Raw genomic sequence first — 13,428 nt, forward strand, 5'->3', positions numbered from 1 at the left:
CGGGCTGCTGTAAATAAAAAAGGGCAGCATTCTAAGTTTTAAAATTCGTGTTTCAAACCTTTATATTTATTAGAATCGAATTATGAAAGAGGTCTATTGTAGTTCGGCATTACCATTCTAAAAACTAAATCCACCACAGGCGGAGAACTATTTTAGTTTAAGAATTGGTATAATATTGCTGCCACATTAAGCGAACAAAAAAAAATGCTCAAAAAAAAAATTGTTTTATTCATGTTAATATATAATAAATCAATAAAATAAGAACACTCTGGAGGAGGACCGCATCCGCAATCCTAATAAGTAAACGGCGATTTAATAGGTCGCATTACTTGAAGGGTCCAGGGTTGTGGTACTTTAAACATGCGTTTTGGGTAAGTAAAAAGTGCAATGGTCATGGCAGGTACTACTACTAAAGTTGTTATGCCTCGGTCTTGCTGTGTTGCAAATCGATAAATGAGTATGCCAGAAACAATACCCATAGCAAGTGCCCCAACACGGATAATCTTTTCCTGACGACCGAAGTAACCAATTTCTCGGATACGGTGCAAGGGCACTTTCATTCCATTTTTCATAAACAAAGTGTCAGGATCCATATTCATAATAGTGCCGTTAAACTTTGTTAGAGAATTGGTCATCTTAAAAGATATCTTCTGTTTATTGCGGATGGTGTGCTCGCCAAATCCTGAAAATAATTTTAATACCGGAACTGTATCTTTAGAGGCGTTTTGCGAATTTGCCTTGACTGAAACAAGGCAAAAGAAAATAATACAAATGTTTAAACGTAAATTCATGGCTGCAATATTACTTGTTTTCCATCATTTGGTCAATAGTTGTTCGAGTAACAGTATGGTAACTTGGTCGGGCTTTGCAATATATATCTTTCGCCAACGCCTTTATTTGTGGGTAAGTCAGTAGCTTTTCATATAAGGGTTCCACAAATTTACGACGTCCCACCGTGCATAAATATTTTTCCAAAGCCTTATACGCAGCTTCATAATGGTTAACAATAGCTATCTGAAACCAATCGCATAAAATTTCGCAGTTGCCTGATTGCGTAAATTTGAATTTAGCATCCAACTTCTCTAGGTCTTTCAAAGCTATTTTTTTAGGAAGTGACCGTAGGAAATGCAACCAATGATGCGTTGTCCAACCTTTTGTATCTAGTTTTTCGGGATTCGTAAATTCTTTGGCAGCCCGCTCCGATTTGTGAAGCTCGCTACTTTGTATATTTGGGTAATTTGAAGGAAGACCTGTTCCATATACCCATTCATTAATTTTAATTTTTTCTTGCCACTGCTTATTTCCCTTAATAAGTTCCGAATTTAGATATTCGAGGAAACGCTCGGTGGTGATGCTTTTGAAAGCAAAAGTTTTGAAATAAGTATTTACAAATTGGTCCCACTTCTCCCTACCTACCGTGTTTTCAATAGTTTGCAAAAAGAAGCAACCTTTTATATAAGCAATGTCAGTTACACCTTCATCAGGATCACGCCCTGCCAACTTCAATTTTAATTTCGTATCGGGATTGGTATCTCCCATTTCGCTCATCTCTTTTTTCATTTCATCAAGCTCAAGTTTGCAAAGCATATCCACATAAAGCTTCCCGTATATTTTTTCCATAATACGATGTTCAAAATAAACAGTAAAACCCTCGTTCAACCAAAAGTCGTCCCAAGTGGCATTGGTCACTAAGTTGCCACTCCAACTATGTGCAAGTTCATGTGCCACTAACGACACCAAACTTCTATCGCCAGCTATTACAGTAGGGGTAGCAAAAGTGAGGCAAGGGTTTTCCATACCACCAAAAGGGAAACTAGGCGGCAAAACCAATACATCATATTGGCCCCATAAGTACTTCCCGTAAAGCCCCTCTGCCGATTTTATCATAGTGCCCATATCCGCAAATTCCCATGCAGCCTTTTCCAACATATTCGGTTCAGCGTAGATGCCGCAATTGTCCCCCAGTTTTTTAAATGCGATATCTCCCACCGCCAAAGCCATTAAATAACTTGGGATGGGCTTGGCCTGTTTGAAATGGTAGATACCGTCAACGTGTTTTGCAGTATCGTTCTCTGCACTCATTAGGGCCATGAGGTTGCTAGGGCAGGTAATAGTGGCATTATAGGTAAACTTAACACCGGGGCCATCTTGAAGTGGCACCCAACTTCGGGCCAGTATGGCCTGACTTTGCGTAAACATAAATGGATGTTTCCCGCCCGAGGTTTGACTTGCATCCAGCCATTGAATAGCAGAAGATTGTGCAGAAGTACGATAATATATCCGCACTTTTTTGGTATCGGGTGTAATTTTGATGGTTAAAGATTGCCCCAAATATTTTATGGTATCTCCCAATTTAAATTCTGTAGGCTGACTATTTCCATCAATTTCAATTTTTTCTAGGGTTAAATCCCTCGAATCTAAAATCAGTTGCTTGGTATGAGTTTTGTTTTCAACCAATAAATCCACATATCCACTTAATGTCTTAGTTATGAAATCTACCTTCAAGTTCAAGTCTAAATGGGTCACCTTCGCTTCATTGGGAATTGCGAAAGAATGTTTATCAATTTCTGACATGTTGTTTTTCAAGTCATTATCAGTACAACTGAGGGCTAAAATTAACGCCAATAAAGGGATTTGTCTAATTTCAAATTTCAAAAATCTTTTCATATTGCAAAAATACTTACATCAAAGTTTAGTTATTTGGACGCAAGTTGAACAAAAAAATTTGGATTGTTTAAAAGGAATTCAAAAATATCCCATATTTTCGTTGCCTCAAATAGCCATAACCAAAATAAAAAGCTATATAATACTTTATAAAATGTCTCGAATTTCAAAAATCAGCAAGTGGGTAAAAACATTAATCATTATGTTAATGTTTAGCTATAGTGCTGTAGCTCAAGATGAAACACCTGTAGATACCACATTGGTTGCAGATTCTATCGTTCAGCCTACTACCCCCAAATACGAACGTTTTAAAATGAACGTTGATTCAATTACACAATTGGTTACTTATAAAGCTATAGTGGATCAAACAGAGACTCAAGCAGATTCTTTTTACCTTCGTGCAAAACGTTGGGCTAACGGTAAATACCAATTATCTAAAAACAAAAAACTAATATTATTAGACAAACCAAATGAAAAACTAATTGTTAGGGCTCGATTTGCTTCTGTACCTGCAGGCAATAAGTATAGCAGACAAAGCAATGGTTTTATAGTTTTTAACTTAACGCTTATATTCAAAGACGAGAAATATAAATATATTATTGACAATATTATATACGAACCCGAAGTTGACCCATTGGACAAAGAAGCTAGGAAAGAACCATTGGACGTAACACCTTTTGAATATTATATTCAAGTAAAGCACAAAAAGAAACAAACGGATGCATTGCTCCAAGGTGCTGATATCGACATCAAGAAATTATTAGAGGAAATTAAGAAGTCGCTCGAGAATCCAAAAATTTCAGAGGAAGACGACTTTTAGTTTCTCACTCGCAACCTTCAAACTTTTTTTATTATGCGTAAAATCATCCATGTAGATATGGATGCGTTTTTTGCATCCGTCGAACAATATGACAATCCTTCGCTAAGGGGCAAGGCCATTGCTGTTGGAGGTGGCGAAAATCGTGGCGTGGTTGCGGCAGCTAGTTATGAAGCACGGAAATTTGGTGTACGTTCAGCCATGTCAGGCAAGACAGCCAAACAAAAATGCCCCCATCTTATTTTTGTCAGACCGCACTTTGAACGATACCGCGAAGTATCGGGGCTAGTAATGGGAATATTCCACGAGTTTACTGATTTGGTTCAACCTATGAGTTTGGATGAAGCCTACTTGGATGTAACCGAAAATAAAGTTGGCAATATATATGCTGCTAAAATAGCCAAATCTATCAAACAAAAGATATTTGATATAACAGGACTTACGGCCTCAGCAGGGGTATCTTTCAATAAGTTTCTAGCCAAAATAGCAAGTGATATGAACAAACCCGATGGCCTCAAAGTTATTTTACCCGGCGATGCACAAGCACTTTTAGATAAACTACCCATTGAAAAATTTCACGGAATAGGGGAAAAAACAGCAGAGAGAATGCGTAAGCATGGAATACATACAGGCCTTGACATTAGAGCACATGAACTTGATTTTTTGGAAAAGCACTTCGGTAAAGCGGGCACATTTTATTACCATATAGTGCGGTGTATCGACTATCGGGAAGTAAAAACCGACTGGGTTCGTAAGTCATTAGGTGCCGAGGAAACCTTCGATTCAGATATTATAGAACCCGACGATTTGATAGCTCAATTAAGTGTGATCGCAAAGACAGTGGCACACCGTTTAGAAAAAAGAGAACTGAAGGGGCATACCCTTACTTTAAAAATTAAATACCATGATTTTGAACTCAAAACACGGAGCAAAACTTTTACGGAATGGGTGAATGAAGCAGAGGAATTATTAGAACATGCCGTAGCACTATTATATAATCCTGAATTGCCTCATAAGCCTGTTAGGCTGCTTGGTATAAGTATATCGAACTTGAACATAGAAGAGCAAACCCCGCCACAACTAAGTCTTTCAGTTGCTTTCGACTTGCAATTAAAACTTCCTTTTAGCGACCTATTTCTCCGCGATTCAACTCAAGCCGCACTACCGAACCCGCACAATCCAAATCGATAGGCGGTTTCGCTTTGGTGATTTCTACCGTAACAATGCCTGCAAGTGGGAGCACCTGAAATAAATCCAATGCAATTATATGTGCCACTTGCTCCAATAAGTCGTAAGTTCCTGCCATGTGTTTTTTGCAAACCAAAGCTATAATTTCGTAATTGGTAGCATGTTCAATATTGGCAAATACGTGGGTGCCAGGAAGGATGATTTTTACTTCCACATTCAAATAAAAATCATTGCCTTGTTCTTTTTCAAAATCATATAGCCCATGGTTGGCCCTAAAATACATTCGGTCTAGTTTGACAGTATAATTCATTTATTATTATAATATAAAAGAGCAAACGAACAACAGAAAACCCGAATACACAAATTAAATTTGTTAGGAATATGGCAGTCAAGATACAATCAGCATGTTATACCTAGGATAGCTATTGCGTGCTGACTACATATCTGCCAGTTGTAATTATTTTATATTGCCTTTAGTGTCACATAATTTATTGACGCCCCCTAATAAAGTTATTGAGTACATCAATTTTTGTGGCTCCCACACAATATCCGTGCAATCAATAATATTTGTAACAATTTCTCCATCGGGCGATATAATAAATGCTTCCATTCTGCTCGTTGTTATATTTTTTCCTGAGTATATATATTGGCCCGTTTGATTAATATATAATATATTTGGTGGTGCATAGTCAAATCGTGCCCCGCTAGGAAAAAGTTCCCCGCTCCCATCTTCATATACTGCCGCGTACTTTATAGGAATAATTTCTTTTAAGCTTTTATTGATAAGTCCATATAACGAGTCTCGGTGTGTGATATATAACTTGTGCCCAATTTTACTAGAAGTTGTATCATTCGGATTTCCCTGAAATGCTTCAATTTCCATATTGGGAAAGGGTTTGAACTGGTCAAAATATTTTTTTACGGTATCATAATTTTCACCAATTGGGCAACTAAAATTTATTATATAAGTACCATTGGCATGTGCAAAATTAATATAACGAAAAGAATTAGATGGGAAAGAATTTAAAAAAAACTCATTATTACTTTTATATAATATCGTTCCTTTATCATCGGCTACTAATGATGAATTTGTTTTCCCATTTACAAATTTGAAAAACAATTGACCACTTAATGAATCATAGTAAAAAGGAGGTCTACTATACGTGATGATGGCGGTATCATGGCCAACGTATGGGTCGTTTATATCATCCAATACGAAGGTAACATTTTCTCTTTGATTGGTAAATACATAGGGAGGTATAAATTCATTCCCTTTACTATCAAGCAATCCATAATATTCCACATTGTCGTGCACGTCCATATAGGAATAAAAAAGCGGGGGCTTTTTATATATGAAGGCGTTTTCACTAAACTCGGGAGAATTGAAATAATTTTCGGAACTGGTAGTTATGTATTGGGGAACTATTTCTTGGTGGTATAATCTTTTATATATATTCCCTTTTTCATCAAACAATATATATCTGGTATGCGTATCGTTGGAAGTATTACTATAGGATATTTTCTGCAAGTTATTTGGGTCATACATTTTAGGCCTTATACCCAGGCTTGCAAGGGCATAGCCATTAATATATCTATATAGTTCTGGATATTTTATTGGTATAATTTCTTTACCACTTTCTGCTACCATACCATTGTTAGGATTTAAATCGAAAAATCGCACGTGTCGATAATTATAATCATTTTCTATCCCTTTAAATGAATCGACTCTTTCTGTAAAATCGGAAGAGAGGCTTGTATAATAATATTTATAACTATACTTTGTTATAATAGCTTTACCATCTATAAAAGTATCCAATACATTATAACTGGGTTTCACTACCCATTGTCCTTTTTTATTTATCAAACCCCACAGTGCATAATCCTTTGGATTGCCAACTGAATACCCGTCGCTCGTATATTCGCTGCTATGCTCTGCTCCTGATGTATCTTTTACCCAAGCCTTCCCATTTTTGAAAGTTCTGACTTCTAAATAACATTCGGCACAGATAGTCTTGCCTTTTTTGTTGTGGAGGCTATATCTAGACGTCATCATATTAAAGCTAAATTTTTGAGCACAAATTTGGCTAGTAATAGTTAGTATAATAATGAAGGTAGCAAATATTTTCATAAGGCAAAGTAAGGGCTTGTCAATCTATTTATCACATACCCAAAAGGTGGTATTCAGAATTTTATCAGGAAAATAGCTGGTATATAGTTAAGCTGGCTAGGTATGCCATTCCTGTAAGTATCACAATTTGCAATAGGGGCCATTTCCACGATTTAGTCTCCCTATATACCACCGCAATGGTGCTAGTACATTGCAGGGCAAATGCGTAAAAGAACATGAGCGACCACACGGTGGCCATACTATATCTTGGCTTGCCAGTTTGTATATTTATTTCTGCCTGCATTTTATGTTTCAAACTTAGGTGCCCTTCTCCATCACCAATACTATATATGGCCGACATGGTTCCCACAAAAACTTCTCGTGCTGCAAATGAACTGAGCAGTGCAATCCCAATTTTCCAATCGAAACCTAAAGGACTGATGGCAGGTTCTATCCATTTGCCAAAATGCCCTGCATACGATGCTTCCAGCTTTTCGGCCTGCATTTGCGAAGGTGCATTGATAGAATCTTTATAAATCGCTTGCCTATATTTATTTTCTATTTTTTCAAAAGTATCACCTGGCCCATAACTTCCTAAAAACCATAACAAAACGGATACACAAAGTATAATAAGTCCTGCTTCTTTTACGAATATTTTTACGCGGCTCCATACTACTAATGAAACATTATTAATAGTAGGCCATTTATAGGCAGGCATTTCTAATATAAAATAATTTTTCTTGTTTTGTTTCAATACCATTTTAAAAACCCATGCTACCAAAAGTGCGGCAACAAAACCTACGAGATACATTCCCAACATTACCAAACCTTGCATGCTCAATATACCCCATACCTGTGTGTCGGGCACTATAAGACCAATGAGCAAAACATATACTGGCAACCGGGCACTGCAACTCATTAAAGGTATAACCATAATAGTTATCAAACGGTCACGCACATTTTCTATATTTCTGGTTGCCATTATAGAAGGCACTGCACAAGCCATACCTCCAATAAGTGGCACCACCGATTTACCGTTAAGTCCAAAGCTTCGCATCAGTCGGTCCATGATGAAACTAACGCGAGCCATATAGCCGCTGTCTTCGAGTAGGGTGAGCAATGAAAACAATATAACAATTTGCGGAACAAAAACCAAGACGCCTGATATTCCTGATAGAACACCATTGGCCAATAAATCTCCCAACATACTGTTAGGTAATTGTTGCAATGTATATGAACTGAGGCTAATAAATCCTTGTTCGATTAATTCCATGGGCCAGCGTGCTAGCCAGAATATACTTTGGAACATCACAAATAATAAGGCAAAAAAGATGAGCAATCCCCAAACTTTGTGTGTTATAAATTTATCTGCAAAATTACTGCGGTCGGTTACATGTGCCGTTTTTGTAATACACTCAATCAGTATTTCATCAATCTGTTTGAATCGATCCACGGTTTCGCGTGCTTGTAATTTCCCAGTTTCAAATTCATATTTTGAAAAAACGCGTGCTATATTTTGTTTTGAATGCGACGCAACAGAAACTTGATGGGCCAATACCAAATCTTTATACATATTGCCCGTATTGATCACAATTTTTAGTTCTTCCAAAAATTCGACAATGGCTGGATTAATTTGGTAAAATATTTTGGACGGGCTTTTTAAATTGGCAACAGTTTTTTCTAATAAATCAATGCCCTGTCTTTTGCGTGCATTAATTTCAACCACAGGTATACCTAATAGTTTGGATAGTTCTACCGAATCAATTTGTATATGTTTTTGTGCAGCAACATCTAGCATGTTCAAAGCCAATACAGTAGGCATCCCCAAGTCAATTACCTGCAAACACAAAAGCAGTGAGCGTTTCAAATTTGAAGCATCTGCAACTACTACAATTTTATGTGGTTCGAATCCTGTTTTTTGACCTAAGATGGTGGAAACCGTTACCTGTTCATCGCCACTTTTGGGATATATACTATAAGTGCCTGGCAGGTCAATGATTCGTGCATTTCCAACATCTGCCCATTTATAATCGACCGTAGTGCCTGGAAAATTGCTTACTTTTTGGTTAAGGCCAGTAATGGCATTAAACAAAGTAGATTTTCCTGAGTTTGGATTTCCTACTAGGGCAATATGGATAGGTTTGGTGCTGATATAATTAAAGTTTAATTTTTTTAGAACCAAAACTATCTTTTCTGATACGCACTTTTGCTGCTTCTTGCACCCGCATAGCCAAGGTATAGCCAGCTACCTGAATAGCAACGGGGTCGCCAAAAGGGGCAATCAAAACCATTTTTACTTTTTCACCAGGAACACAGCCCATTTCGAATAACTTGGCCAACAGATCATCGGCTTCAATGGCTTCTATTATAGCGGTTTCCCCCTTTTTTAGTTCGGACAAGTACATGTGTTGAAATCGCTTGCAATTTAGAACATTTCTAAAGAGCTAGGCAAAAGATTTGTGAAAAACTTGTGAATGGGTTTGGAAAGGTATGGGTATAGGTCTATATTTGCCCCTCTTTTTACAAAACCGTATATAGATATAACAATATTAAAATCAATAACTTAAAAAGGAATAATTTAAAGTATGAAAAGCCAAGGAGCCATTAAGGTATTTGCCATTGCATTCGCATTGGTCTGCATGTTCCAACTGTCATTTACATTGGTAACAAAGTGGGTAGAAAGCGATGCCGCCGACTTTGCGAACGGGAACCCCATCCTCGAAAAACAATATCTTGATTCGGTTAGTTCCGAAAAAGTATATCCAATTTTGCCATTTACTTATAGGCAATGCAAAGACCGGGAAATAAATTTAGGACTGGACTTAAAAGGTGGAATGAACGCCACTTTAGAAGTTTCAATTCCCGACCTTATCCGCAACCTTGCAAAAAACAGCACCAATCCCGATTTCAATGGTGCTATGGATGAAGCCTATAAAAGGCAGCTTACTAGCCAAAAAGGTTTTGTGGATTTATTCTATGAATCGTTTAAAGACAAAAGCCCAAGCAAAAGCCTTGCAGGAATTTTTGCAAATAAAGATAACTCCAAGTATATAACAAATGTATCATCGAACGATGAAGTAATTAGCTATATACGCAAGCAAGCCACTGATGCTATCGATCGTACTTTCAAAATCCTAAGGTCGCGTATCGACAAGTTTGGTACCACCCAGCCTAATATACAAAAATTGGGGACAACAGGCCGTATTTTGGTGGAATTGCCCGGTGTGAGCGACCCTGTGCGTGTAAAGAAACTTTTGCAAGGTACTGCACGCTTAGAGTTTTATCGTACCTACGACCTTAAACAATTTGCCCAAAAGGATGGTGTATGGGATCGCATGAATACTGCCGTTCGTAATAAAATGGGAGGTATAAAATTAGATACCGCATTGGTAAAAGACACAGGCCAGCAAGCACTAGATAATAAAGTTTTCGATTCCATTCCATTTGCGAAATATTTTCAACGCGTAAATTCCAATGGCGAAGAAAATGTATTGTGTTACGTGTCCGTAAAAGACACACCTAAATTCAATAATTTAATACAAATGGCCGATATGAAGTCGTTGGCCCCAAATGTACGTTTATTATATGCTGCCAAACAACGTTCTAAGTCAGAACCTTTTTATGGGGTTTATATTATCGAAACTAAAAATGATGGCTCACCTTTATTGGACGGTAGCGTAATTACTGATGCTAGAAAAGATGTGAACCAAGGTGGTGCCAAAGAAATTTCGATGAGCATGAACAGCGACGGTGCAAAAGCATGGAAACTGATAACAGGGCAAAACAAAGATAAGTTTATAGCCATCGTCTTGGATAGTGTGGTTTATTCGGCACCAAGGGTTATTAATGAAATACCCAACGGGCAATCGCAGATTACAGGAAACTTCACCGATGAGGAAGCAAGCGACATGGCCAATATATTAAAAGCAGGTCAGTTGCCAGCTCCAGCACATATTGTTGAAGAAGCTATAGTAGGTCCTACCTTGGGTCAGGAATCTATTAATGCAGGTTTGCTTTCCTTTATTATAGCTTTATTATTGGTATTGGTATTTATGGTATTCTATTATAGTAATGCAGGTTGGGTTGCCGATATCGCTTTGTTCTGTAACGTATTCTTTATTATGGGTGTGTTGGCTTCGCTTAATGCAGTGCTCACCATGCCAGGTATAGCAGGCATTGTGCTTACCATTGGTCTGTCGGTGGATGCTAATATTTTAATATTTGAACGTATTCGTGAAGAGTTGTTGAGTGGGAAAGCTACTAGCAACGCTATACGAGATGGTTATAAAAATGCGATGTCGTCCATCTTGGACTCCAATATCACTACCTTATTATTAGGAATTATATTATATATGTTTGGAACAGGCCCAGTTCAAGGATTTGCAACCACACTTATTATAGGTATCCTCACTTCATTGTTCTCCGCTATCTTTATCACCCGTATGGTTTTTGAACGTTGGTTGAGCAAAAACAAGGAGATCAGGTTCAGTACCAATTTTAGCAAAGGTGCTTTCCGCAATATCAATATCGATTGGGTTAAACGTCGTAAATCATATTATTTATTCTCCTCTAGTATTATAGCTTTGGGTGTAGTATTTTACTTTATCAATGGGTTTAATTTCGGTGTAGGATTTAAAGGTGGTCGTACTTATACCGTTGAGTTTAACAAAACTGCTTCCAATGACGAGCTGCGTGCTGAATTGGCTAAAACACTTGGCAACCCTCCCGAAGTAAAAACTTTTGGAGAAAGTCGAAAAAAAATTACAACTACTTATAAAATTAATGAAACCGACAATAAAACGGATTCTATCGTAGAAGGTGCTTTGATTGCGGGCTTGCATAATTGGGGCGTTACAAAACTAGATATAAAGAGTTCGCAAAAAGTAGAACCGACCATAGCTGATGATATTAAACAGACTGCTATATGGGCCATTTTATTTTCGTGTGTGCTCATGTTTATCTTTATTATGATACGATTCCGCAAATGGCAATATGGCTTGGGTGCAACAGTAGCTCTCTTCCACGACGTGCTCATCATTCTTTCCTTCTATACTATATTAAATGGAGTAATGCCTTTCACGTTAGAAATAGATCAAGATTTTATTGCAGCTCTGCTTACCGTTATGGGTTATTCAATGACCGATACGGTGGTGGTGTTCGACAGAATAAGGGAATACCTGAACTTGCGCAAGAAACGTGAGCTTGAAGGAGAAGAAAAGATAACGGTTATTAACCACGCCTTGAACAGTACACTTAGCCGTACCTTAATTACCTCTTTGACTATCTTTATCGTAATTTTGGCAATCTTTATATTCGGTGGTGAAGTAATACGTGGATTCTCTTTCTCACTACTTATAGGTATTGTGATTGGAACCTATTCATCTATATGTATAGCTACACCAGTTGTGGTAGATTTCGACAAAGACAAGAGCTAATTAAGTGCTAGTTCAAATACTCCTCTTTTTTCGTTAGGCTCAAAAGAGAAGCTTTCTATCCAAGCACCGATTTTTAGTTCAGATATTAATTAATATAAAAGAGTTTTATAAAGACGCCTGCGAAATCGGGCGTCTTTTTTTGTTGAAATATATTTTTTATCGAAACCCCCATTGTCGCCGTTCTGCGAACAGTAATACCGAAACTCAATATATAATAGTCCAAAAAAAGTGGGACTAAACATATTCTAGTTCGGCATTACCATTCTAAAAACCAATCCGCCCCAAGCAGAGAACTATTGTAGTTTAAGAAATGGTATAACTATGTAATAACTGCCAAGTCTGCAACCAAAAAAAGCTATTAGCAATGGATTGGCATTACTACTTTTTGCGTATTGACTTGCCCATTGCAGAATGAATACATTTGTCACAGTTACTTACAAAGGTGAAAATATTAATATTAGCACTGCCGATTATATAAAATACAGAGGGGTTGGTTTCGATAAAATTAAAATGCCTGCTGTATTTCTGCCCTATAAAGCAAATGTTGATATTGTTGTTTCTTCAGCATCGGTGGGCAAAAGTGCTACGCTTCATCTCCAATCAAAATTATGGGGATTGACAACCGCAGTAAATTGCTGTACCTTTCCCATAGCCTCGCATATCTTAGACTATGCCACAAAAAATGACAGGGTATTAAAACCTCGCTTGCTAGATTGTTACAGCTTTCTTAAACGGTAAACCTAAGAGCGAATGGACCACACCTTAATATATTTTATTAAGCATTTACAAACTGCTGGCGGTTAAGCAACATAGCTTCGCCTGTGGTAGTAAGTTCATTGGTTCCTACTTCGTAAATATTCGTTTCGATAACGGCTCTATTTTTTTCGTAGTTTACTTCTTTTACAGTGAGGCGGGCTTCATATTCTCTACCTGCAAACATCGGTTTCATAAACTTCATACTTTGCGATAGGTACACATTGCCATCGGCATAAAACAAGGTGCCGAAAATTTTGGTGAATACACAAGCACCTAGGTAACCGTGCATAATACGCTGACCAAACATGCTGTTTTTTGCATACGCTTCATCTATATGCAATGGGTTGGTATCGCCCGATACTTGGGCAAATACATTCACCTGCTCTTGTGTATAAGAAAAGCGGTGGTTAAAAGTTTCTCCTGCTGTTATCATGTTAATTTATTATAAGTTAATGGTTTCA

11 protein-coding genes are annotated in these 13,428 nt (G+C 37.5%); 4 read left to right on the forward strand and 7 right to left on the reverse strand.

All coding sequences use genetic code 11. The annotated features are described in order from the left end of the window. Positions 1-293: 293 nt before the first annotated feature. Entirely contained in the window at positions 294-791 is a 498-nt protein-coding gene (locus SGJ10_13855) for a hypothetical protein (GenBank protein ID MDZ4759206.1), read from the reverse strand. Positions 792-801: 10 nt separating this feature from the next. Then, positions 802-2,667 carry a M1 family metallopeptidase gene (locus SGJ10_13860; GenBank protein ID MDZ4759207.1) on the reverse strand — a complete coding sequence of 622 codons (1,866 nt, stop codon included), beginning with the start codon at positions 2,665-2,667 and terminating at the stop codon, positions 802-804. Positions 2,668-2,818: 151 nt separating this feature from the next. Between SGJ10_13860 and SGJ10_13865 the strand changes: the two genes are divergently transcribed. Next, positions 2,819-3,484 (forward strand): DUF4468 domain-containing protein, encoded by a 666-nt coding sequence (locus SGJ10_13865; protein MDZ4759208.1) that lies wholly within the window; start codon positions 2,819-2,821, stop codon positions 3,482-3,484. A gap of 33 nt (positions 3,485-3,517) precedes the next feature. Beyond that, positions 3,518-4,672, forward strand: coding sequence for a DNA polymerase IV (dinB, locus tag SGJ10_13870; protein MDZ4759209.1), 1,155 nt, complete (start codon positions 3,518-3,520; stop codon positions 4,670-4,672). Here the strand turns inward: dinB and SGJ10_13875 are convergent. The 4 genes from SGJ10_13875 to SGJ10_13890 all read right to left on the reverse strand — a co-directional run bounded on the left by SGJ10_13875 (position 4,605) and on the right by SGJ10_13890 (position 9,181). After that, a complete protein-coding gene (locus SGJ10_13875) occupies positions 4,605-4,979 on the reverse strand; it encodes a dihydroneopterin aldolase (protein ID MDZ4759210.1) in 375 nt (124 codons plus the stop codon). The two genes, dinB and SGJ10_13875, sit on opposite strands and share 68 nt — an antisense overlap. Positions 4,980-5,126: 147 nt before the next feature. Beyond that, the gene (locus tag SGJ10_13880; protein MDZ4759211.1) at positions 5,127-6,797 is read right to left on the reverse strand and encodes a WG repeat-containing protein; all 1,671 of its coding nucleotides are present in this window, start codon (positions 6,795-6,797) and stop codon (positions 5,127-5,129) included. Positions 6,798-6,861: 64 nt separating this feature from the next. Then, the gene (gene feoB / locus SGJ10_13885) at positions 6,862-8,958 is read right to left on the reverse strand and encodes a ferrous iron transport protein B (GenBank protein MDZ4759212.1); all 2,097 of its coding nucleotides are present in this window, start codon (positions 8,956-8,958) and stop codon (positions 6,862-6,864) included. Further along, positions 8,933-9,181 (reverse strand): FeoA family protein, encoded by a 249-nt coding sequence (locus SGJ10_13890; GenBank protein ID MDZ4759213.1) that lies wholly within the window; start codon positions 9,179-9,181, stop codon positions 8,933-8,935. Before SGJ10_13890 ends, feoB begins: the two co-directional genes overlap by 26 nt. Before the next feature lie 180 nt (positions 9,182-9,361). Here SGJ10_13890 and secDF point away from each other — a divergent pair, with 180 nt between their 5' ends. Continuing rightward, positions 9,362-12,211, forward strand: coding sequence for a protein translocase subunit SecDF (gene secDF, locus SGJ10_13895; GenBank protein ID MDZ4759214.1), 2,850 nt, complete (start codon positions 9,362-9,364; stop codon positions 12,209-12,211). 411 nt (positions 12,212-12,622) lie between these two features. Beyond that, entirely contained in the window at positions 12,623-12,949 is a 327-nt protein-coding gene (locus SGJ10_13900; GenBank protein ID MDZ4759215.1) for a hypothetical protein, read from the forward strand. 37 nt (positions 12,950-12,986) lie between these two features. On the opposite strand, the gene SGJ10_13905 is transcribed toward SGJ10_13900, so the two are convergent. Then, positions 12,987-13,400 (reverse strand): MaoC family dehydratase, encoded by a 414-nt coding sequence (locus SGJ10_13905; protein MDZ4759216.1) that lies wholly within the window; start codon positions 13,398-13,400, stop codon positions 12,987-12,989. Between the last annotated feature and the right edge of the window lie 28 nt (positions 13,401-13,428).

The sequence above is a fragment of the Bacteroidota bacterium genome, from assembly GCA_034439655.1.
Classification (GTDB): Bacteria; Bacteroidota; Bacteroidia; order UKL13-3; family UKL13-3; genus CANJUD01.